At 62.3% G+C, this 21301-nt stretch carries 21 protein-coding genes; 16 read left to right on the forward strand and 5 right to left on the reverse strand.

The window, feature by feature from the left end; genetic code table 11:
• Window positions 1-3 precede the first annotated feature (3 nt).
• Genes KVT32_RS20880 through KVT32_RS20895 form a run of 4 tightly spaced genes read right to left on the reverse strand, consistent with a single transcriptional unit; the run spans window position 4 to window position 3906 of the window.
• Entirely contained in the window at window positions 4-1569 is a 1566-nt protein-coding gene (locus KVT32_RS20880) for an AAA family ATPase (protein ID WP_217618821.1), read from the reverse strand.
• A gap of 50 nt (window positions 1570-1619) precedes the next feature.
• Complete coding sequence (locus KVT32_RS20885) at window positions 1620-2978, reverse strand: erythromycin esterase family protein (RefSeq protein ID WP_217618822.1); 1359 nt, start codon at window positions 2976-2978, stop codon at window positions 1620-1622.
• Between the two features lie 29 nt (window positions 2979-3007).
• Window positions 3008-3697: a phosphoribosyltransferase gene (locus KVT32_RS20890; RefSeq protein WP_217618823.1), complete on the reverse strand. Its 690-nt coding sequence runs from the start codon at window positions 3695-3697 to the stop codon at window positions 3008-3010.
• 53 nt (window positions 3698-3750) lie between these two features.
• A complete protein-coding gene (locus tag KVT32_RS20895) occupies window positions 3751-3906 on the reverse strand; it encodes a hypothetical protein (RefSeq protein ID WP_155739284.1) in 156 nt (51 codons plus the stop codon).
• Between the two features lie 327 nt (window positions 3907-4233).
• Here KVT32_RS20895 and KVT32_RS20900 point away from each other — a divergent pair, with 327 nt between their 5' ends.
• Window positions 4234-4881, forward strand: coding sequence for a BON domain-containing protein (locus KVT32_RS20900; protein WP_254636968.1), 648 nt, complete (start codon window positions 4234-4236; stop codon window positions 4879-4881).
• A gap of 57 nt (window positions 4882-4938) precedes the next feature.
• Here KVT32_RS20900 and KVT32_RS20905 read toward each other — a convergent pair whose 3' ends face one another.
• Window positions 4939-5832 carry a LysR family transcriptional regulator gene (locus KVT32_RS20905; RefSeq protein ID WP_175155036.1) on the reverse strand — a complete coding sequence of 298 codons (894 nt, stop codon included), beginning with the start codon at window positions 5830-5832 and terminating at the stop codon, window positions 4939-4941.
• An 83-nt stretch (window positions 5833-5915) separates the two neighbouring features.
• On the opposite strand from KVT32_RS20905, the gene KVT32_RS20910 reads away from it, so the two are divergent.
• From KVT32_RS20910 to KVT32_RS20980, 15 genes are all read left to right on the forward strand, one after another.
• Window positions 5916-6866 (forward strand): esterase, encoded by a 951-nt coding sequence (locus tag KVT32_RS20910; protein ID WP_175155037.1) that lies wholly within the window; start codon window positions 5916-5918, stop codon window positions 6864-6866.
• Between the two features lie 32 nt (window positions 6867-6898).
• Window positions 6899-7879, forward strand: coding sequence for a tripartite tricarboxylate transporter substrate binding protein (locus KVT32_RS20915; RefSeq protein WP_056326855.1), 981 nt, complete (start codon window positions 6899-6901; stop codon window positions 7877-7879).
• A 338-nt stretch (window positions 7880-8217) separates the two neighbouring features.
• Window positions 8218-9696, forward strand: coding sequence for a site-specific integrase (locus tag KVT32_RS20920; RefSeq protein WP_152385202.1), 1479 nt, complete (start codon window positions 8218-8220; stop codon window positions 9694-9696).
• Between the two features lie 217 nt (window positions 9697-9913).
• A complete protein-coding gene (locus tag KVT32_RS20925; RefSeq protein WP_152385203.1) occupies window positions 9914-10189 on the forward strand; it encodes a hypothetical protein in 276 nt (91 codons plus the stop codon).
• On the forward strand, window positions 10173-10499 hold the full coding sequence (locus KVT32_RS20930; RefSeq protein WP_152385204.1) for a hypothetical protein: 327 nt from the start codon (window positions 10173-10175) through the stop codon (window positions 10497-10499). Before KVT32_RS20925 ends, KVT32_RS20930 begins: the two co-directional genes overlap by 17 nt.
• A gap of 15 nt (window positions 10500-10514) precedes the next feature.
• Entirely contained in the window at window positions 10515-11252 is a 738-nt protein-coding gene (locus KVT32_RS20935; RefSeq protein ID WP_152385205.1) for a TcpQ domain-containing protein, read from the forward strand.
• Window positions 11253-11276: 24 nt separating this feature from the next.
• Window positions 11277-12965: a type II secretion system protein GspD gene (locus KVT32_RS20940; RefSeq protein WP_152385206.1), complete on the forward strand. Its 1689-nt coding sequence runs from the start codon at window positions 11277-11279 to the stop codon at window positions 12963-12965.
• 1 nt (window position 12966) lies between these two features.
• Entirely contained in the window at window positions 12967-14328 is a 1362-nt protein-coding gene (locus KVT32_RS20945) for a hypothetical protein (protein ID WP_152385207.1), read from the forward strand.
• Window positions 14312-14842, forward strand: coding sequence for a hypothetical protein (locus KVT32_RS20950; RefSeq protein WP_152385208.1), 531 nt, complete (start codon window positions 14312-14314; stop codon window positions 14840-14842). Before KVT32_RS20945 ends, KVT32_RS20950 begins: the two co-directional genes overlap by 17 nt.
• Window positions 14839-16632, forward strand: coding sequence for an ATPase, T2SS/T4P/T4SS family (locus KVT32_RS20955; protein ID WP_152385209.1), 1794 nt, complete (start codon window positions 14839-14841; stop codon window positions 16630-16632). Before KVT32_RS20950 ends, KVT32_RS20955 begins: the two co-directional genes overlap by 4 nt.
• Window positions 16629-17726, forward strand: a complete 1098-nt coding sequence (locus tag KVT32_RS20960) for a hypothetical protein (protein WP_152385210.1) — start codon at window positions 16629-16631, stop codon at window positions 17724-17726. Before KVT32_RS20955 ends, KVT32_RS20960 begins: the two co-directional genes overlap by 4 nt.
• Before the next feature lie 56 nt (window positions 17727-17782).
• A complete protein-coding gene (locus KVT32_RS20965; protein ID WP_152385211.1) occupies window positions 17783-18409 on the forward strand; it encodes a type 4 pilus major pilin in 627 nt (208 codons plus the stop codon).
• Between the two features lie 67 nt (window positions 18410-18476).
• Window positions 18477-19766 (forward strand): prepilin-type N-terminal cleavage/methylation domain-containing protein, encoded by a 1290-nt coding sequence (locus tag KVT32_RS20970; protein ID WP_180098137.1) that lies wholly within the window; start codon window positions 18477-18479, stop codon window positions 19764-19766.
• A 57-nt stretch (window positions 19767-19823) separates the two neighbouring features.
• A complete protein-coding gene (locus tag KVT32_RS20975; RefSeq protein WP_152385213.1) occupies window positions 19824-20684 on the forward strand; it encodes a hypothetical protein in 861 nt (286 codons plus the stop codon).
• 15 nt (window positions 20685-20699) lie between these two features.
• A complete protein-coding gene (locus KVT32_RS20980) occupies window positions 20700-21299 on the forward strand; it encodes a TrbM/KikA/MpfK family conjugal transfer protein (RefSeq protein WP_227741279.1) in 600 nt (199 codons plus the stop codon).
• Window positions 21300-21301: the final 2 nt, after the last annotated feature.

The following is a 21301-nucleotide window of genomic DNA, read 5'->3' on the forward strand; positions in this document are numbered from 1 at the left end:
GTGTCAGGCCCGATGCCCGTCCAGGTGTGCAAGGACGGATGCGGCGACACATTCCAGCGGGCGTTGCGCATCGACATGGGTCCAGCCTTTGACGTCGCGTTGCCGCGCCAATTGGGCGCGCACCACGTCCTCAGTGGCGTCCGAAGGGTCGTTCGTGCGCTGATTCACGCGTGCCGACAACGCGGCCGGTGACGCATCAAGCCAATATCCGCTGAAGGGAACCCCTGCGCGCGCCGCGCACTGTTCAATACGCTGACGGCACGCCTCCCGTTCAAACACTGCATCGGCGATCACTGCGCAACCGGCCTGGACCAGTTTCTGCGCGCAATCGGCCTGTGCCGCGTAGACGTTTTCGGAAAAGTCGGTTTGATAAGCCGTTTCGGGCAGCTTCGATGAGGCGGGCACTCCCCACATCTGCTTGCGAATACGGTCGCTGGCCAGTATCCGAGCGCCCGGCATCGGGCCAAGCGCATGCGCGATCGCGACGGCCAACGATGATTTTCCCGAGCCGCTGAGCCCGCCAATGGCAACCAGACGCCCAACGCGCGGCGACAGGCAGGCAAGCGCGGTATCGATATAGCGCTGGGCCTTTCCCAGCAGAGAGGTTCGCGAGGTGTCGATGGCTTCTTCGGCCTGCGCGACCAGGACGTGGGCGCGGATGACGGCTCTGATGGCCAGGAACAACGGCATCAGCGCCATGCCCGCGTCATCGTGGCGGAGATCCAGGTATCGGTTCAGCACGACGTTGGCCTGCCGCGAAAACCCCTGGGAGCAAAGATCCATGATCAGAAATGCCAGGTCGTAGAGCACATCGATGGTGGCAAGGGCATCATCGAACTCGAGGCAGTCGAACAGCATCGGCGCCCCATCGATCACGCAGATATTGCGCAAGTGCAGGTCCCCGTGACAATGGCGCACAAGCCCGGCCGCCGCCCGCGCGGCCAGCAGCGGCGCCTGCTTGTCCAACTCGTCACGAATCGCGGCGCAGAGCACCTCGATCTTCGGTCCGGGCAGCACGCCGGCCGCGGCAAGAAGTTTCTCCGCCGCAGCCAGCACGTGGGCCAGCCTGGAAGGCACATCCACGCCGCCCACGATCGGCGCGTTGTCATGAGACTTGGCAATCTCTCCCGCAATGCGCTCGGCCAGCGCGTCGGTCAGCCCTTCCCGCTGCACAACGGCTTCCAGCAGCGCATCGTCCGGGAAGCGCCGCATTTCCACGACGGCGTCGATCAATTCTCCGGGGCCGTCGAAATTCAGATTGCCCTTGTCGTCCCGCCTGATTTCCCGCACCGCCACATACAGATCGGGCGCGGTTCGCCGGTTGAGCTCAAGTTCACGCAAGCAGGCCGCCAAGCGCAGGACAGCAGTGGAAAAATCGGCATAGGGAAAACGCACCGCCTTTTTCAGTTTGAAGGCGCGAATCCCGGCAAGGACAATAACGGAGATATGGGTGCGTATCGTGACGATGTCGCCCGCAGGCACGCCGTGAACATCAGGACGGGTCAAGAATTCCAGCGTGGCGGCCTGGCACCGCGCGTCCGGGTCCACGTGTTCGTCTGTCCGGTTCATGCTGGTCCGTCTCGCATCGCAATGCCGCTCCGTCTGGCGTGCCGGCGCCGCTAAACACCTGCCGGGAAGGTTTCTGGCGCCTCATCCAATTTCCAGATGTCGCCCCATTCAAGAGGTTCAACCGCTCGCGTCTCGTCAAGATGCAGCACGCAGTCGAACTGACGTGGCAGGCAGGCGTAAAAATAATGGCTGCCTCGTTCCGTTTCCGGACGGTAGACGACCCCAATGGCGCGCTCCAGGCGGGACGTCGACAGCGCCCGCATCAACTCTTGATCGCTGTTGAGCGGCAACATGAAGCGGCTAAGGCCCGTCTCATGAAACAGCGATTCGTAGCTTCCCGGCAGGCCAGGGCGCACCCGCATGCGCTCGGCGGGCAAGTCCCAATCGGCCGCCGCCGTCACGCTGCCCTGGTAGGTCGTCAGTCCGATCAGAAACGCCTGCTTGCCATAGGATTCACGCGCCAACTGTCCCACGGTCAACTCGCCGGCCTGGCCCACTTGGGTGGCGCGCGCGTCGCCCACATGAGAATTGTGTTCCCACACCACGATCTTAGGTGGCAGGCCGTCTTCCGTCCGAGGCAAGTGCCTGGCGAGCGCATCAAGCGTTTGCATCATGTGCCGATCCCGCAGATTCCAGGACGAAACGCGCTGGTCGAACATGGTTCGGTAATACTGCTCGGCGTTTGCGATCAGGCGAGCGTTCTGCTGCACGTAAAAAAGCGCATCGCTTGCCGCCTGGCCATCGCGCCTCATGTATTCGGCCGCACGGGCATTGAGATCCTGCATTTGCGCGATCACGGCGTCTCTGCACGACGCCGACAGGCCATGGTGCGCCAAGTAGCCATAGCGCTCGCTACTGCTGCCGAAATGATCGAAGCAGGCGTAACGCTGACGCGCATCACGCGCAGCCTCCGGGTCGACCTCATCCAGGTACTTCAGCACTTCGGCAATGGACGTGAACAGGCTGTATAGATCGAGCCCATAAAAGCCGACGGGCGCCGCGTGTGCGGGCAACGATTGGTTGAAAGACCGAAGCCACTCCACGAACCGGACGACCTCGGTATTGCGCCACATCCACGTTGGAAATCGCTTGAACCCCGCCAAGGCCTGCTCGCCGGCATTGTCGTCGCCTTGCCCGCGCAGGTATCGGTTGACGCGATAGGCATCGGGCCAATCCGCCTCGACCGCAACTGCAGAGAATCGCCTTTCGGCGATCAGCCGCTGCGTAATGCGAGCCCGTTCTTCGTAGAATTCGTGCGTGCCATGACTGGCTTCGCCGATCAGCACGAAGCGCGCGCCGCCGATATGTTCAAGCAGCGCGTCATAGTCCGTCATTGCTCCCGTAAGCGGCCGCGCGGCCGCAGACAGTTGGGCAAGCGTGGCGGCGTGAGCATCGATGGCGGTTTCCATGTGCACTCCAAAGGCTGGACCAGGGGGCATCAGCCGTTGCGCGACGAAGAAGTCGTCGTCGACGCGGTGGGCGGATGCCGGTGCTGCGCTTCGTGCAGCAGATGCAGGACCTCGTCGTCCGCGGTCTGTTCAAAATCCGCATACCATTGCCCGACGCCATAGAACGGCGTAGGCGTATGCAGGCACGCGACTTCGTCCGCTTCGCCCTCAAGCGCTTGCCTGGTTTCGGCTGCGGCAACCGGCACGGCGGCAACAACCCATGCAGGATTATTCTTGCGTACGGACTGAAGCGCCACGCGCATGGTCGAACCCGTCGCAAGGCCGTCATCCACCACGATGACGACCTTTCCCTGCAATGGAAGCGGTGGCCGCCCCGCGCGATAGACCGATTCACGGCGCTCGATTTCTTTCCGTTCACGCGACACGATGGACTCGATCGCTTTTGGATCGACGCCGTAGGCCTCAATTTCCCTGGTCTGGAATAGTGACTGATCGCTGCTGATCGCGCCGATGGCGTATTCGGGATGCCCCGGCATGCCGATCTTTCGCACCACCTTGATGTCCAGGGGGGCATCCAGCTCGGCCGCGACTTCGAATCCCACCGGCACGCCGCCTCGCGGCAACGCCAGCACGATCACATCCGGCCGTCCCGCATAGCTGGCCAATTGCCGCGCGAGCAACAGCCCGGCCTCGCGCCGGTTTCTGAAGAGAATGTTCATGATCTCTTGCGCCCCCAGCCAGTTGTGTTGCCAGGCCGTGACCCGCGCGGATATCAACGCGCGCCCTTGTGATCCTTCTGGCCAGTATTTTTGTGCCGTCCCAGCGACTCGGCCATTTCGGCCTTCTGCCGCTGTGCCACGGCGTCTTCCTTCTGGCGCGCCTCTTCTTTTCTGGCTTTCGGCGGGGGAGTTTTGGCGGGTTGCTGCATGATGTCCTCCTGGACGTTCGCCGCCCGACGCGGCGGGATAGCCCATCATGAACCGGCGCCACCGCGCCTTGTTGACGAAAATCACGAATTTTCCAACCACCCGTTCATCGAATCTTTGCCAGGGGCACAGACGCGCCCCGCTTGGCTGGCTTGAACGCGCCGTCCCACGAACGCCCGGCATACAACGCACCCCATTTTTCCATTGACGATCGTCAATACTGACTCGCCCTGCCCCGGGAAAATCGATGCGAAGAGCGCCGAATCCGGGGTGCGCGACGGAACACGCGTACCCCTTAACTCGTCCCTTATTCCGACAGGAGAGCCATCATGAAAGACGAAGAACTTCGCCGTCACGTGCTGGACGCCTTGGAGTTCGATCCCCGCGTCGATGCAACCGGCATCGGGGTCGCGGCTTCCCAAGGGGTCGTAACGCTGACGGGGCATGTCAGCACGTTCAGCGAAAAGTACGACGCAGAGAAGATTGCCGCACACGTGAAAGGCGTCAAAGGCATCGCGCAGGAGCTCGAAGTCCGGACCGGCTACGAGCAAGGAAACTCGGACGAAGAGCTGGCCAAACGCGCGATCACCAGTATCGGCTGGAATGTGTCCATCCCCGACAACAAGGTGAAGGTCAAGGTGCAACACGGCTGGGTGACCTTGACCGGAGAGGTCAGTTGGAACTTCCAACGCGTGGCGGCCGAAAGCGCCATTCGCCGCCTATCCGGCGTCAAGGGCGTCGCAAACCAGATCAAGTTGTCGAACAACGCGCAGATCAGCGATGTGAAACAGCGAATTCAGGACGCGTTGAAACGAAGCGCCGCGCTTGAAGCACACGATATTCAAGTCGCCGTGCACGACAGGCACGTCACGCTGATGGGAAAAGTGAATAGCCTGGCCGACAGGCGCGTCGCCGAGCAGGCCGCATGGAGCGCGCCAAGCGTCATCAGCGTAGAAGACAAGCTCACCGTGGGCTGATGGCGGCGCTTGCGCTGCAGCTTGCCGGCAGGCAACCGCCGAATCAATTGGCGTGACTCAACGCGCAAGGTAGGCGCGCACGAGTTCCATCAGATACTGGCCTTGAGGCGTCGGCGTGCTGTCACGCCGGCGCACGATGTACACATCCCGCGTAATGTCGGGATCCAGCACCGGAATCGACTTCAGGCCATAACCATGCGCCTCGAACAATGCCGGCATGATGGTCACGAAATTGCCCGACTGCACCAGCCCGATCATGGTGGCCAGCTGATCCACTTCGATGGTCCAGGGCAACTCCAGCCCACGGGCATTGAGGACGCTGTCGATCTGCAGGCGGGTGGAACTGACCGGATTCAGTCCCACCACCGGCAGGCCGGGCAACTTTTTCCACGACAGCTTGCGGCTGCGTGGCGCCAGGGCAGAACGCTCGGCGTACACCAGGTTGAAGCCATAGGTGGCGACGCGCTCAGCCTCCAGGGTGGGGCCGAATGACACCGGCGTGGTGATGCCGAATTCCACCTCGCGTTCTTCGACCAGGCCCGTCGTGACGGTGGCGTTGCCGTCGCGGATCGACAGGTACACCTGCGGATGCCGTGCATAGAACTCGGGCAGCACCTTGGGCAGCACCGAATAGCCTACCGAGGCCACCGTGCTCACCATCAGTGTGCCTTCGTGCCCCCGCGCGCGGCGGGCTGCCTCGGTCAGGCTGGCATCCATCTGCGTCACGATAGGCAGCACGCGCTCGTAGAGCGCGCGGCCCACCGACGTCAGCACCACGCTGCGCGTCGTGCGTTCGAACAAACGCCCGCCAATATCCGATTCCAGCTTCGCGACGCGCCGGCTCAAGGCCGACGTCGTGACGCACAGCAACGCGGCGGCCGACGTGTATTGACCCATGCGCGCCACGCAGCAGAACGCGCGGATGTCTTCCAGATCGTAATTGATTCGCATGGATCAATAATGGTTGAACTTTTTTCGATAGACGTAACTATACGCGCTGGCCGAACATGCCGGCATTACTTCGACGAGCCATCATGAATTCACAAGGCAAGGGCATTTTCCTGAAATCGATGAGCAGCTTCTTCGTGGGCGGCGCGACCGCCGTGCTGGAAGGCCTGCCGGTCGAATATCGCAGCATGGTCCTGAACGGATCGCCGCGCGAGGTCAACCCGAACGGAGAACAGGTCTATGGGCAGATGTATGTCCAGGAGTACCGCCTGGCGCAGCCCCGCCATCCGGATCCGGTGCTGCTGTGGCATGGCGGGGGCATGACCGGCTGCACCTGGGAAACGACCCCCGATGGCCGCAACGGCTGGCTGTGGAAATTCCTGGACGCCGGTTACGACGTACTGGTCAGCGATGCAGTGGAACGGGGCCGTTCGTCATGGGCACGGTTCCCGCAGGTGTATCGCGAGGCGCCCGTCTTTCGCACGAAGCGCGAGGCCTGGACGACGTTTCGCATCGGACCTGTCTACGACCCGGACCCTGCGCGGCGCGAAGCCTATGCAGGGCAACAGTTTCCCACCGAGGCGTTCGACGCGTTCGCCAATCAATGGGTGCCGCGCTGGCCGGGCCACGAGTCCATGATCCTGGCGGCCTACGAAGCGTTGATCGACCGGGTGGGACATTGCCATATCGTGGCCCACAGCCAAGGCGCGGGCTTTGCAGCCGAAATTGCGCGCCGCCGGCCACGCGCGGTGCGCCGGGTGGTGGGCGTGGAGCCCGGCGGCATGCCGCAAGCCGCGCCGATTGAAGCGCTGCCGCCGCATCTTGTTGTGTGGGGCGACTTCATCGAACCATCGGGGTCGCACTGGGTCGGCTACCGCCAACAAGCCGAGCGTTACCTGGATTCCATACGCGGGTGCGCCGACGTAACGGTGCTGGACCTGCCCGAAAGCGGCATCGCGGGCAATTCGCACCTGCCGATGATGGACCGCAATAGCGACGAGGTGTTCCAACGCGTCCTGAACTGGCTGCAAAGCTAAGGCAACACAAACGACAACAACGGGAGACAACCATGAATATCCGAACCCTTTCCAGCGCGGCGCTGCTGGGAGCCCTTGTGTTGGGAGGCACCAGCGCGGCGCATGCGCAGGCCTACCCCGCCCATCCCATCAAGCTCATCGTGGGCTACGCGCCGGCAGGCTCGGTGGACACGTTCGCTCGCATCATCGCCCCCGAACTGGGCCGCGAACTGGGCCAGACCGTGGTCATCGAGAACGTCGCGGGCGCCGGCGGCATCATCGGCGTCACGCGCGCCGTCAACGCCAAGCCGGACGGGTACACGGTACTGATGGGCATCGTGTCCGACGTCGTGATCGCGCCCATTCTGCAATCGTCGGCCAAGTACACCTACCGCGACCTGGCCGCCGTCGCGCCGCTGGGCACAAGCGGCGTCGGCGTGGTGGCGAATCCGAACCTGGGCGTGAAATCGTTCGGCGACCTGATTGCGCGCGCCAAGGCCAACCCGGGCAAGCTGACCTACGGCGCCACGGGCGTCGGCTCGCTGCCGGCCATCGCCATGGAGAGCTTCAAGCTCACCACCGGTACGGACATCACCTTCATTCCCTATGCAAGCGCCTCGAAGATCGCGACCGATGTCATCGGCGGGAATGTGGATATCGCGGTGTCCGGGTTGCCCGCCCTGCTTGAACTGATCAAAAGCGGGCGTGTGACGGGCGTGGGCGTCATGAGCCGCGACCGCGATATCGGCAACCCGGACTTGGCGTCGGCGGGTGAAACACCGGAACTCAACGGGATGGACTATTACTTCTGGACCGGAATTTTTGCACCGTCGAATACGCCGGAACCCATCGTCCAGACATTGAACGCCGCGTTCAGCCGCGTCATGGCCAAGCCGGAGATCCAGGCACGGTTCAAGGAATTGGGCGTAAAGGTCAGCCCGCCCACCTCGCCCACGGCGTTTGGGCAGTTCGTGGCGAGCAGCGATGCGCAATGGCAAAAGCTGATCGAAGACGCGAAGATCCCGCGGCAGTAGGAGGAAGGGACACAACAAAATGGCCCCAGGCTTTGTGAGCTTGGGGCCATTTTTTTTGTCCTACCGATTGGTGGTCCATAGGAAGGGCCACCTGTCGTCTTTTCTTGCACTGCGGAAATCCGGAGACCCGCATGAATATTGGTCGGGGCGGTGGGATTCGAACTCACGACCCTCTGCTCCCAAATTGGTTGACCATGGAAGGGTGTGGACAGGTGCGGAAAACTTATTGCGCCTTTTCAACGACTTACACCGCATGAATTTCCATTATCATCCACCCGCATCCGTCGCAATCCGCAGCCGGGTGTACCCATGGGTGTACATATGACGGAAAAAAGGGCATGACGCGTTACCCGAAAAAAGGTCGAGGTCACAAATGGACAGTCCGGGAATTGGAGTCCATTCCAACAGCGTGGGCGAAGGACAGTATCGCAGACGGCGGAGGTCTGACTGGCCAAGTTCGAGTGGTAAATGGAACCGCTGCGGTTGCGTTCCGCTATAGCTTCAAGTGGGACGGCCGCAAGGTTTGGTATTACTGCGGCAACTGGCCGACGGTCGATTTGGTGACCATCCGTGAAAGGCGCGACAACGCACGAGCACTCGTAGCGAAGGGTGTGGACCCTCGGCGGCAGAAGGTTGCCGACAAAATAGAGGCGCAACTTAAAGTCGAGCAGGTAATCAGCGAGGAAAGCCAGCGTCGCGCCCATGATCTGAGCGTCAAGGACCTGTACGACGCGTGGATCAGCGAGGGCGTACGCCGTTCCGACGAGAATGCTGAACTGAAGCGAATCTTCGGGAAGGACGTACTGCCTACGATCGGTGACTCCGCATTGCGGGCGTTGTCCGAGGATGACATAAAGAAGGTTTTACGCCCAGTAATAGCACGCGGTGCAAATCGCCTGGCAGTGATCATCTTCGGCGCGATAGGCCAAATGCTCGGTTGGGCAGAAGATCGCCAACCTTGGCGGCGCCTCCTCATCGAAGGCAACCCAGCTAAGCTCATCGACCTCGATCTTCTGCTTGACGATGACTACGACCCGGAGAATGTACGCACCCGCGTACTGCATGACACCGAGATCATTGAGCTGGCAGATCGCTTCAGATCTGGCGAAGATGAGTACGAACAAGCGCCCAATAAACGAGTAGCCAAGCTGCCGGTCTCACCCGCTACTCAACACGCGGTTTGGATCTGCCTAAGCACGCTTACACGCATCGGGGCGTTGACCAAGGCCGAGAAAGCCCACATTAACCTTCCTGAACGCACTTGGTTCATACCGAAGGAAAACTCCAAGGGACGGCGCCGCCAAAAGCAGGACCAGCTCGTCTATCTCTCGGACTTCGCCGCGCGCCACTTCGAAGGTGCGATGCAACTTTCGGATTCGTTGTACGTGTTCCCAGCTCGGGATGGCCGAGGGCCGCTTTCCGGTCAATCAGTGACAAAACAGATAGGTGACCGTCAGACGCAGTTCAAGGCGGAGGATCGAACGCCGCTAAAAGGCCGCCGAAACGACAATACTCTGGTCTTGGCTGAAGGGGCCAACGGCAATTGGACGCCACACGATCTGAGAAGGACAGGGGCCACCATCATGCAACGGTTAGGGGCCTCTGAGAATGTTATTGACCGATGCCAAGGGCATGTGGTGCACACTGGCAAGAACAAGATTCGTCGCCATTATCAACTGTATGAATTTGCCGATGAGAAGCGCCAGGCATGGCAAGATCTGGGACATTATCTGGATCAGCTTTTACCGTCGGGGCTGACCACCCCTAGGACGCGTCGTTCCAAGACGTCGAGAAAGGGTCCGCCCTCAAATGAGTAGTTAACGCCGGTGTGCCAAGGGTTCGTTTCGCCAAGAGCACACCAGCTTTGAACCGCGAATAGTATTCGGGCTGACCTACCAGCCGTTGCGAAACATCGCGCCAATCGAGAGGGTTGCCGCAGCGCACACCCTCTCTGTGTTCCCTGGTCGTCCCAGCGAACACCTTCTCTGCCCAGGCCGGGCGCCATCTGCACACACTTCAATCAAGGATCTCCGCATGGCCAATCCGCCTGCGGCCCGTTCCTGGGCCGCATCTTTTGAATTCCCGTCGACAGCACGCGACGCCCGTCATGCCGCACGCACTTGGTTCGAAGCGGCTCCCGATATCAGCCCTGCCAAATATCGCGATCAAAAGTTCATCGAGCATTGCAAGGGCAAGGCTGATTCGCCCCTCGAACGAAGAATCCGGCTGGACGCCTTCAAACAGGCGTTTGCTCAGGCCATAGGCCACATCGTCGTAGAGGAGGCCCGGCTTCATGCGCTCCCTGCTTGAACGCCCGATTACGTTTCGACTGTCCGACGCGGCTCGTCGTCGTTACGAACAGGCCGCAGCAGACCGGGGAATGACGCTGTCAGCCTACCTCCGCGATCGCCTCGAAATCGACGACCAGGTCGCTGAGCACGTCTCGCAACTGCGTCTCACCCTTTTGGATAGCGGCGTCGGTGGACAGCCGGACGCGTCGCTATTGCCAATCCTGCTGGAAATGCTGCTGCTCACACGGCGACATAGCCCGCCCGGCGATCTGCGCGCCGTTCACCTTGAACTTGAACGACAGGGCGTCACGCCCCGGTCCCTCAAGTAGATCTTAGGAACCCCCATGCGAGTATCCCTCTTGGCGGCCATTGCCTCGGCCGTCTGCCTCCTTTCGGCCTGCGGATTCGTACCGCCCGCCCCGCCGACACCTCCGGACTCCGGACGCATCCTCATCAACCATGCGGATCCGCGCACCGTTCTACCGGGTAAATCGCCGACCGTCCTGGCCACGGCCGACATTCCGCCCATTCCCGTGCCCGTAGCGCCGCCCAAGCCAGAAAGCACTGCACCTGACGCCAGCGCACCGCTGCCGGCCGCTACTGATGTGACGTCGGGTGCCGGCACCTCTGCGTCGGCGCCGACGCCGGTAGCGACAAGTGAAGCCACGGCGCCTACCACCGATGTGAGCGCGAGTCCGCAACAAGTCACACCGACCGCTGGCACCATCGTGACGGTTGAAGTTGCGCCGACGGAGCCCATTGCAGAACCGCAAGTCGTGGACCCGCCGAAACAGATTTGGCGCGTCAGTCCTCAAGACGGGACGGTCCGCCAAGCGCTCAATCGCTGGGCAGCGGATGCCAACTGGACCTTCGGGCCTGATCAGTGGGAACTGAACTTCGACATACCGATTCAGGCCCCCGCCGAGTTCGAGGCGGACTCATTCCAAGAGGCCACCCAGGCGCTGTCCCAGGCAGTCGCAATGAGCGAATCGCCTATCCGCCCCTGCTTCTACGGCAACCGCGTCCTGCGCATGTTGCCCTTCACCCGCAGCTGCAATCGCTCCCCCGCCACGCAATCCTAGCCGCGGCGTTGACCAGGAAAACCCATGAATTCTTACCGCACTGTACTGACGGCGGTCATGCTGGCCTTGCTCGCCGGCTGCTCGGCCCTGCAGGCCACCGACCGCGTCGAATCCCGCGCAGCGCTGCGCCAGGCCGACGGTACCATCGCGTTGGACCACTTCAAACTCAGAGCCGGCGACGTCGACCGTGCAAAGGGTCAGGTCGTTGAACTCCCCTGGATCGCTGGCCGACCGCAGCCACTAGCACGGGAAGTGACCCTGCCGCCGGCGCTGCGGGCAAACGTCAACACGACGCTCCTCTTCGAGAACAATTCCGCAGACCTCAAGACGCTGGCCGACCGGATCCAGATTGCCACAGGCATCCTGACGCAGGTCACGGCGGACGCCTTGCTGCCGGCCGAATACTTCTTACCGCGCCTAGCGGGCGACCTCGGCACGGTAAACCCGCTCAGCCTGGGCGCCAGCACCGCCGACACGCTCGTCCCGGCCCTCATCCCCGGCGCGGCGGTGGATCGAATTGCAGGTCCCGCGCTGCCCACAGGCGTGGCCCGCACAAAGATGGCACCACTGCCAGCCGGCCAGGCCCCGCTGGCCTCGGTGCTGGACGCAATCGCACTGCGCCTGGGCGTGTACTGGCGCTACGACGACAAGATCGGCGCGCTGCGCTTCTACCGGACAGAGACCAAGAGCTATGTGGTCCGCACGCCCACGCAGGCGGCCGAAGAGAACCTGCAGCGGGATATCAAGTCGACCAACTCGATGCTGGCGGACAGAACCAGCGCGGGTGCGAAGGACGAAGCGCGCGAGCTGGCGGCGGTCGTCAGCAAGGTCAGCCAGTTCCTCAGCCGTGCCGGCGTGATCAAGGCTGCGGACGGCGCGTCCAACACGATTGTCGTGACGGACACCAAGGAAGCCCAGGACCGAATTGGCGAATTTCTCGACGCCGAGAATCGTCAGATGACCCGCCGCGTGCGCCTAGTCTTCGAAGAAATCACGGTGCAGAGCGACCGGATCAATCAGGGAAGCGTGGATTGGAGCATCCTGTTCAACAGCCTGGGGCGCCAAAACACGGCCTCCGCAATCGGTGTCGCGCCGATGCTGGACGCGGCCAAGGCCGCCGGAAGCGTGGGCGCTAGAGTGGGAAGCGGTCCCTTCGCGGGCACCAACCTTGCACTGTCAGCGCTCTCGCAGCTGGGCTCGATCATCGACCACAAGAGCATCCCGCTCTTGATGCAGAATCGCCGCCCGGGCAAGTACGACACGCGCCGCTCCTTCGACTACATCAAGGACCTGCAGCAGACGCAAAGCACGTCGGACAACTCGGCCCCCACCGTCACCGTCACGCAGGACAACAAGACTGTCGGCACCTTCCTCACCGTCGTGCCAGATGCGCAGGACGACGGCCAAGTGCTCCTGACGATTGCCTACGACGACACCCGGCTCATCGAAATGAAAAAGGAGCCGGTCGGCTCCCGCGATGATCAGTCGTTCGTCCAGCAAACCGACATCGGCGGCCAGGGACGAGTGCAGCAGGTGATGGTGCGTCCCGGCGAGCAAGTGGTGATCGGCGGCTACCAGCAGTCGGCAGACACCTCTACCAGGCGGCGTCTGGACGACAAGGCACCGATGCTCGCCGGCGGCTCCGACGCTTCGCAAGAGAAGCAGATGCTCACGGTCGTTCTGGTCACGGCCATTCCCGAAGAAGGATTCTGACGTGGCACGACGTGAGAAGACCCCGCGGCGGCTGAGTTACCGGCTCGTCGCCATCCCCGGTACATCGAATCAGCTTGTCTTCGGAGTTCGATGGCAGACGGTCCTCGGCGAGGATCCGCAGAAAGAAGCGCTGCGGCTGGCACGCAAGGTGAAGGCCACACACTTTGTCCACAGCGATGCCCGCAGCCCTTCCGTCGGGCTTCTCATCGCCAAAGGCAAGGAGCGTCGCGCAAAGACGCGCGCCATCCTATTCTCGGCGGCCGCCGCGTTTGCACAGATGCATCGTCACGGCACCCACATCGTGGCGCTCAATCTGCCCGACAAATCCGTATGGATTGCCGTCATTGTTGCTGGTGTGGTCCAGACGGGCGGAGACGCGGTCTTTGCAGATCTGCAGGCGGCACAGCGCGCGCTCGATGAGGCGCTGGCGCGCTACGGCGAGGCGCAGGTGCACGGGGACCACCGCACGCAGTCACGGCCGTTCTCCCTGCAACAGCTAGCAGCTCACACCAACCAGCAGTCGTCCCTGCGCCGAGCCGGCTTCAGTCTCGCGATGGTCTCGCCGTTCTGGTGGACCCTCCTGGGCCTATTTCTGGTGTACGAGGCCTGGGACATCGGCATGAGTTACTGGGAGGAGCGGCAAGCGCGAATTGCACAGGAGATGCTGGCCGCGCAGCCCGAAGTTGACCCTGCAACGTTGTGGAAAAAGGCAATCGCTGCGTGGGCAAAGACCGCTCGAACGCTAGGAGAGCCGGGTCTAGCCCCGCTGCTGCAACAACTGGAGGATGTGCCCACCGCGCCCGGCCGCTGGAGGCTTGTCGAGGTGGACTGCCGACCGCCGGTGCGCAGTTGCGTCGCTAAATACCAACGAACGCGGCTTGCGGACAATCGCACCCTGCGCACGGCCCTACCGCCCACTTGGAAGATCGAGCATGTTGATCTGGAGACCGCAAACGCCTCCTGGACCATCCCTGCGGGGTTGGCGCCTCAGCCGGTGCTGCTGGCGGAACTTCCCGACGCAAAGGCGATGCGGCAGGTTTGGGAGCCGTCCTGGCAGGCACTGCGCCCAGCGCTGCAGGACCTGTCGCTGTCTGCGCCGGGACAAGTGCCGATTACGGTACCGAACGTCAAGCTTGCCAACGGGTTGGAACAACCCGTAATCCGGCCCAAGGAGATCAAGCTTCCGGCAACGCGCGCGCTCGTCATCAACGCGCCGCTGCGCTCCCTGTACGGCTTGGCGCTTCCGCGTACCTCAGAAGTCACGCAGTTGCAGATGCGCTTTACGCCGGACACCACTCCGGGACTCACGACGAGCGCCTTCGTCACAACGCTCAAAGGAACCATCTATGTTGAATCGCCCTGAACGCAAGCGGCAAGGCTGGCTCGTGTTTGCCGCCGCCGGCGCCACCGTCGCCCTCGCCGTCCCTCTTTCGGTGTCGGCACAGGTCGGGGTGGTCGGCGCCGGCGTCGATGTCGCCAGCCTGAGCCAGCTTGTTCCCCAAACCGTTCAAGAACTGCTTGAGCTCGATGCCCAGCGCGCACTCGATGAGGAGAATCGCAAGGCGCAAACCGTAAAAGGCGGAGGCGCGCAGCTTGCCGCTTCCGGCCCACCTGCTGCCCAGGCCGCCAAACCCGATCCTGACGCAACGCCCGTTGTCGCGCCGCCACGGCTTCTCGCCATCACAGGCGTCGGAAAGCAGCTGACGGTGATGATCGACCAGGCGGGCCGGCGGGCGCATTACCGCAGCGGCTACGCCGAGCCTGTCGCCGGCGTCGACCTCGGACTGCGCCTGCAGGCCGTATCTCAACCGTGCGCCAGCTTCGTTGACCAGTCCCAGGATGTCGTCACCTTTTGCCTAAATCGAGGAACACCATGATCTCAAGCCTCATTCAGTTGGTGCGGCGGCTCAAGCGCACGGTGCATGTCAGCCTGCGCGAACAAGAGGAAATGCCGGTGCTGGACATGCACGCATCGACTCCTGCAGTGTCCACCGGTGACGCCTACCAGCACATCGATTCGTTCGAAGACATTACGCAAATGCAGCCGGCGTTCAGGACGCTCAAGGTCGATTGGTGCGGCTCGACATCGGCGGTCACCGCATGTGTCGCCGAGCTCGAGGGACCGCGCTATGTCGTTTTCGTCAAACCGCGCGAAGTCGACACCGACATCTTTCGCGCCGTCGAACAGCGCGCCATCGACGCCGCCAAAGGCCCGGTCCAGATCTACACGATCAACCCGGTCATTCTGCTGACCCTTGTCAGAGAGCGGATGCAGGCCCAAGACGTGATACAGCGAAGCTCCCGGATCCGAGGCCAAAAGGAAAAGTCGGCAGTTCGCCAAGGGTTTTACGACATCGTGTCCTGGGCGGTACGCAACGATGCGAGCGATCTGCATCTGAACATCGACACCACGGCCGCGAAATCGCGCATCAGCGCCACCATCGACGGCCAGTACACCACGCCTGAACATCTAGCGATGCCCACGCAGCAACTCCTCGACATGGCCAGCGTTGCCTGGCTGGATGTCAGCGGCGGGAACGGCCTATTCCTTGACATGGCCAACGAGCAACAGGGTCGGCTGTACGAGGTGGTGGACGAGCGCAGCTACATGCTTCGCTGGGGTTCATTCATTGCAGACAAGGGGCCGTCCATCACGCTGCGCTTGCTCGACGTGGACTCCAAGGTGCAAAAGGTGGACATGTCAGCCCTCGGCTATCTCCCCTCTCAAGTCGCCCAGTTCGAGCGGGCGATGCGCAGCATGGGCGGCGCCATCGTCATGGGCGGCATCCCTGGCTCCGGAAAGACGGTGAGCATTGCCCAACTGATTGTGCGTCTGCCGAGAACGCGCAAGGTCATGTCTATCGAGGATCCCGTCGAACTCATCCTTGAGGCAGTGCTCCAAGCCAGCGTTTCGCGCTCTCTGGATGGCTCCGACCGCGAAACGATGAAATCGAAGCTCATGGCGCTCAAGCGAGCGGCCGCGAGTGACGTCTTTCTCGGGGAGATTCGCGATGTGCTCACAGGCGCTGCATTTCAGGACATCGTGCTCTCGGGCAGCAACCTTTACTGCACGACGCACGTGGGAAGTGCGCTTGCCATTCCGCAGCGCTTTGCCTCCAGCGAAATCGGAATACCGCGCAGCACGCTGGGAACCCCTGGCGTTTTGAAGCTGCTCGTTCACCAAGCCCTGATGCCCAAACTGTGCCGCTGCGCCCTTCCCGCCGTGGCACTCCTTGACGGTGCCCAGGATCGGATGGGCATCAAACGAGATCGCGGTACATGGCAACAGTACTTGGCGGGCATCGAAGCCCTATACGACTTCGGCAGCGATTCGCTCAAGATCCGCAACCCGGACGGCTGCGAACACTGCCGCAAGAAGGGGATCCCGGAACTCTTCGGCTACGCGAGTCGCACCGCAGTAGCTGAACTCTTCGAGCCCTCTAGTGATCCCGATGCGCTTCGAGCCATCGCAAACGGCGACGAGATCCGCCTGAGAGCGATCTTCGCCAGCCAGCGCACCGCCCGGTACGACGAGCCCGATATGGAAGGCAAGTCCACCATGGAATGCGCCGTCTACAAGATGAGCCAGGGAATGATCGACCCCCGGGACATTGAGCCTCATTTCACGGCGTACGCAACACTTCTGCGCCAAAGGAAAAAGGGATGAAGATTCCCTTCTACTTCACGCGGGTCGGCCAAGCTGCCAACAAGTTCTCGCGGGCCCGTGCGGACTGGTACGAATACTTGGCCGACATGACGGAGGACACCCAGGGTCGCCGGACGTTCCTGAGCATTCTTGAAGCTGACGCGCAGCGCTACGGCAAAAGCGCCCGCGGCGTCCTGTCGGCTTACTGGGCTCACCGTATCGTGGAAACCGGCGAGCTTGGCAGGACGCTTCACCGCACGCTTCCACCGCGAGAAGTAGCGGAATTTGTCTCGCTGCAAACTCAAGGGCAAGCGGTATTCGCGGGCGGCCTGCGCGACATGGCCGCCGTCGTGCGGGTGACGGCCCAGCTTAGGGCAATCCTCGTCGGCACGCTGGCGGTGGCCGCCCTAATGCTGCTACTGGTGTGGGCGATGGTCATGCTCGCGGTCCCCTACCTCACCGCACCAATGCTGCAGGACGCCATGCCAGACATACGGTTTGAGCTGCTCAGTCCGTCGACCCAGGCGTTCTTCGACATGGCGCAGTGGATTCGGGACAAAGGTATTCGACTGTGGTTGATATCGATCGCCCTCGGCGTTGCCGTCTATCTCTCGTTTCCCTATATGGACAACCCGCTACGCCGTTGGCTCGACAAGTGGGGACCGTATCGGCTCTACCGGGACGTTCAAGCCATTGCCGTGGTAAGCACCGCGGCAACCGCCGTAAAGCCCCGCGCTGGCAAGGTCATGCAGATCCGTCAAGCGATAGAGCTGCAGTTACCGGGGGCCTCCCGTTGGCTTAGCCACCGGCTTCAGGCTATCCAGAATCGACTCGACGACGCAAAAAAAGGCGCCGCAATATTTGACGTTGGCCTGCTCGATCGAGAGATCTACTGGTATCTCGAAGACCTCTCGAACACGCTTGGCTTGGACGCAGGCCTGCAGAAGACCCGCGCACGCATGGAGACCACCATTCTCAAGCGCGTTGAAGACCGCGCAAAGGTCCTGCGATGGGCAACGCTCATCTGCGCCGTCCTCGTCATGGCTGGCCTCTTTTTTTGGCATCAAAGCGTGATCATGGACATGCGCAACGCCTTGATGATCGACGCAATGTAGCAACTCGCCACCACGAATGCTCGTGGTGAAAACTTATTCGAACAAACGGAATTCAGATGCAAAAGCACAACATCGCGACCGAGCGCGCCATCCAACGCGCCAAATCTGCAGACCTGCGCCGTCAGGGCGGTTGGACGCTGGTCGAAGTAGGCGCGGTCATCGCCATCGTCATCATCCTCGCCATCGTCGGCTTTCCCTCTGTGAAAGGATTCTTCATCCAAGGCCGCGTGCCTGCAGCCGCCGGCGAGTTGCAGCGGTTCATGTCCACGGCCCGGATCATGAGCGAAGGCGACTCGGCCACGCCTTACTCGGCGATCGACAACGCGCAGAACTTGGCGCCGTCGCTGCGGGACTCCACGGTTTTCAAGGTGACCGGGAACACGGTTGCACACCGCCTCGGCGGTACAGGCGTGGGCTCAAACGGAACGATCACTATCGCGCCGGCCGCGCTGGGTGGCGGCGCGGCCGGAAGCGCATTCTCCCTAACGCTGACGAACGTCAACCATCGCGCCTGCCCCGTTCTCGCCTCCACCATGAACGGCATTTCCGAGATGATCAGCGTAAACGGCACAGTCGCGAAAACCTTGGGTGCCAACAGTGAGTCTGGGACGTTCAACGCCGTCACCGCCCAAAACCTCTGCGTCAATGGCGACAACAACACCTTCGTCTTCGCCACACGCTGATTCTCTGGGACCGCGTGAGGGGCGTGCCACCAGCACGCCCGCACGGGCTCTCAAACGAGGCGATCCAATGCAATTAATTCAATCACCGCTGTCCTGCAGGACGCGGGCGCGCGCGCCCACCCAGGCAGGCTTCACGCTCGTCGAGGTCACTGTCGCCCTACTACTCGTCATGTTGCTGGCTGTATTCGCGGCGAAGGAAGTCAGACGCAAGGCAGACGAGGGCGCCGCTGAAGCGACCGGCCGTTACCTGATGCAAATCCGGGGCGCGGTGGTCGATCTACAGTTAAAGCATGAGGCTTGGCTGCGCGGCGAAGACCTCACCGATTTGCCCGCTGGTTCGTATCCCACGCCTCCAGCTCTAGCCTGGGCCAGCGTGGGAGGCGCACAAGTGGCGCGGGGCGGGCTGTCCGACCTCACGGCGCTAGGGCTCCTGCCGGCGACCATCCCGAGATACCCGAGCTTGGGAGACGTAGCGCGGTTCATTCTGGTCCGACAGGGCGCATGCCCAGGCGCTGATTGCCGTACAAGCGCCTTTGTCTATGCTTGCCATCCCATCAGCACGGCGCGCAGCCTGCGGCAAGGCGCCGAATGCACGCCGCCTGCGGGCAGCCGCGGCGATTTTGACCAAACCCTCCTGAGCAAGGTCATTCTCGCCGCCGAAGGATACGGTGGCCACGACGCCCGCGGGTCGAATAGTGTCCGAGGTCCGCTGATGGACATTCCGCGTGCCTGGTTTGATTTCGGGGCGCAGCCAGGGCATGCCGTCATCGCTGCAAGCCTGGACGCCACACCCTTCGGCCAGTTCGTGCGACATGGAGAAACCCGGCCCGTCACGCTGCACAACACGCTGACCGTGGGAGAGACGATCCAGAGCAACAAAGGCTTGCTGCTCAACACGTCGGTCGCCCAAGGCGCGGCGTGCACTGTGGAGGGCCTCTACGCATCGACTGCCAACAAGATGCTCGCGGTTTGCACGGGTGGGGTGTGGTTCACGCCCTTCGGTCACGTGATCACAGGCGTGTACAGCAACCTGCCCAGCGATGCGGCAATACCTGCCCTTTCCTGCCCAGCAGGTCAGACGCCATGGCGCTATGCGTCGATCCAGTCCCTGGACGTCACCGTCACGGGGAGCGACGTCAACGTTGGCGGCTCGGTGGGTGGTTCCATCCAAGGGTCCGGCTCAGTCAACGCCGCCGGCGCGGTTGCTGTGAACGGGACCTTCGCAGGAAGCTTCCAAAACTCTGGCTCCAGCTACGTGCGGGTCGGCCAGACGCTGGCCATCGCTGGCGACCGGGTTGTCATTTCGCCGGCCGGCGCTAACGCTCGCGCCGCCGTCATCCAGGGCTGCAAGAACTGAGCAGTCCGCTCGCTTTGTGCGTCCGACCTGGACGCACTCATCACCTTTGAGGCAAGCATGAATTTCCACACACTCAAGTGCTGGGGCAGGCGCGCGCTCGCACTGGCCGCGCTCCTGGTCTCAAGCCACGCCGCAGCCGCTGCAGATCCGCCGGGCAAACAGGCCGACGTGCAGCTCAAGACGGATCTGACTCACATGAACATTCTGGTCACCCAGGGTGCACCGCTGCCCCCGGGCGGATGCGTGGCCGGCTATGCCTGGCACACCACCTACGGCGGCTGCCGACGGGCTGAATCCCAACCCGAATCGGCCGCGTGCCCGGCCGGCTTCACCGGGAATCGCACCCGTTACCGGACCGCATACATCCTGCAGGCCAACGCATACGACGTCGCGTATGAGCCTTGGGGGCCGTGGCAGGACTCGTGCACGGCATCTCGCTTGTCGGGTGTCGTGGACACATTGATCGCCGCCGCGAACGGCGCGGAATCGGGGGAAACGAACAACACTTCCACCCTTCCACCGAATCTGGCAAAAGGCATGATGGTCTATTACGGAACACGCTTCGGCGTCACCATTCATCGACCCTCAGCCACGTTGAATTGCACCTACGCCTCTGGCACCACGGCGGGCAGCGGGAATTCGAACTCTCCCATCTGGTTCGGCCTCCTGATGGCCCCAGGGGAGTCAGTGACCAGGCGCGGGGAGAGTGGCTCGTTCGGCCACTGTCAGCTTTCCAACGGCAATCTCACGGCGGAACTGTACGGCAGTTGCGATAGCAGCACCGGAGGCGACCTCGATTACTGCGTTGGCGCCACGCGCGTGGTCAACATCACTTCCGTCAACGGATGCACCGTCACCACGGAGACGCGCCAAAAGAACACCGTCATCGATGTCGGCAGCTACGACATCTGCCATTGATCGGAGGAAATCAACATGCACATCCTGCGGCGCCTGATGGCGCTCCTTGTTTTTGCAGTGTCGTACTCGACTGGCGTGGGTACCGCCTTCGCGGCGGATGTTCTGACGGGCGATACCCGCCTGGCCTGCGAAGCGATCTTGTGTCTTTCCAGTGGCTCACGCCCCAGCGAGTGTTCACCCTCCCTGTCCCGCTACTTCGGGATAAACAAGAAGAAGCTGTCGGACACCCTCAGTGCCCGGCATGACTTCCTATCGCTTTGCCCCGCCTCCGGAGACTCAAAGGAAATGAGCGACCTGGTGCGCGCGATATCGCAGGGCGCGGGGCGCTGCGATGCAGTCTCCTTGAATGCCGGTCTCGGCAGGTGGCAGGGGTCCACCGACGACGGGTATCCCATTATCAGCAACAAGCGCCCCGGCTATTGCAACGCGTATAGCTCGCACGAATACACCGCCTTCGACGACGACCTGCCCCGGTACGTGGGCACGCCGGAAGAGCGGGGCTATTGGGTCGAGGCGAAGGACTATGACCGGGAACTCGCCAAATACGAGAAGGAGCTCGCCGACCGCAAGAAACATGAAGAGTGGCTCAACGGCTCAGGAAGCGGGGGGAACTAGAC

The sequence above is a fragment of the Achromobacter sp. GbtcB20 genome (genome assembly GCF_019091095.1).
GTDB lineage: Bacteria > Pseudomonadota > Gammaproteobacteria > Burkholderiales > Burkholderiaceae_B > Achromobacter > Achromobacter mucicolens.

Excerpts from the sequence above, each read along its gene's own strand:
- KVT32_RS20880 (WP_217618821.1), bottom strand. The coding sequence starts at position 1,569 with ATGAACCGGACAGACGAACACGTGGACCCGGACGCGCGGTGCCAGGCC.
- KVT32_RS20885 (WP_217618822.1), bottom strand. The coding sequence starts at position 2,978 with ATGGAAACCGCCATCGATGCTCACGCCGCCACGCTTGCCCAACTGTCT.
- KVT32_RS20890 (WP_217618823.1), bottom strand. The coding sequence starts at position 3,697 with ATGAACATTCTCTTCAGAAACCGGCGCGAGGCCGGGCTGTTGCTCGCG.
- KVT32_RS20895 (WP_155739284.1), bottom strand. The coding sequence starts at position 3,906 with ATGCAGCAACCCGCCAAAACTCCCCCGCCGAAAGCCAGAAAAGAAGAG.
- KVT32_RS20900 (WP_254636968.1), top strand. The coding sequence starts at position 4,234 with ATGAAAGACGAAGAACTTCGCCGTCACGTGCTGGACGCCTTGGAGTTC.
- KVT32_RS20905 (WP_175155036.1), bottom strand. The coding sequence starts at position 5,832 with ATGCGAATCAATTACGATCTGGAAGACATCCGCGCGTTCTGCTGCGTG.
- KVT32_RS20910 (WP_175155037.1), top strand. The coding sequence starts at position 5,916 with ATGAATTCACAAGGCAAGGGCATTTTCCTGAAATCGATGAGCAGCTTC.
- KVT32_RS20915 (WP_056326855.1), top strand. The coding sequence starts at position 6,899 with ATGAATATCCGAACCCTTTCCAGCGCGGCGCTGCTGGGAGCCCTTGTG.
- KVT32_RS20920 (WP_152385202.1), top strand. The coding sequence starts at position 8,218 with ATGACGCGTTACCCGAAAAAAGGTCGAGGTCACAAATGGACAGTCCGG.
- KVT32_RS20925 (WP_152385203.1), top strand. The coding sequence starts at position 9,914 with ATGGCCAATCCGCCTGCGGCCCGTTCCTGGGCCGCATCTTTTGAATTC.
- KVT32_RS20930 (WP_152385204.1), top strand. The coding sequence starts at position 10,173 with ATGCGCTCCCTGCTTGAACGCCCGATTACGTTTCGACTGTCCGACGCG.
- KVT32_RS20935 (WP_152385205.1), top strand. The coding sequence starts at position 10,515 with ATGCGAGTATCCCTCTTGGCGGCCATTGCCTCGGCCGTCTGCCTCCTT.
- KVT32_RS20940 (WP_152385206.1), top strand. The coding sequence starts at position 11,277 with ATGAATTCTTACCGCACTGTACTGACGGCGGTCATGCTGGCCTTGCTC.
- KVT32_RS20950 (WP_152385208.1), top strand. The coding sequence starts at position 14,312 with ATGTTGAATCGCCCTGAACGCAAGCGGCAAGGCTGGCTCGTGTTTGCC.
- KVT32_RS20955 (WP_152385209.1), top strand. The coding sequence starts at position 14,839 with ATGATCTCAAGCCTCATTCAGTTGGTGCGGCGGCTCAAGCGCACGGTG.
- KVT32_RS20960 (WP_152385210.1), top strand. The coding sequence starts at position 16,629 with ATGAAGATTCCCTTCTACTTCACGCGGGTCGGCCAAGCTGCCAACAAG.
- KVT32_RS20965 (WP_152385211.1), top strand. The coding sequence starts at position 17,783 with ATGCAAAAGCACAACATCGCGACCGAGCGCGCCATCCAACGCGCCAAA.
- KVT32_RS20970 (WP_180098137.1), top strand. The coding sequence starts at position 18,477 with ATGCAATTAATTCAATCACCGCTGTCCTGCAGGACGCGGGCGCGCGCG.
- KVT32_RS20975 (WP_152385213.1), top strand. The coding sequence starts at position 19,824 with ATGAATTTCCACACACTCAAGTGCTGGGGCAGGCGCGCGCTCGCACTG.
- KVT32_RS20980 (WP_227741279.1), top strand. The coding sequence starts at position 20,700 with ATGCACATCCTGCGGCGCCTGATGGCGCTCCTTGTTTTTGCAGTGTCG.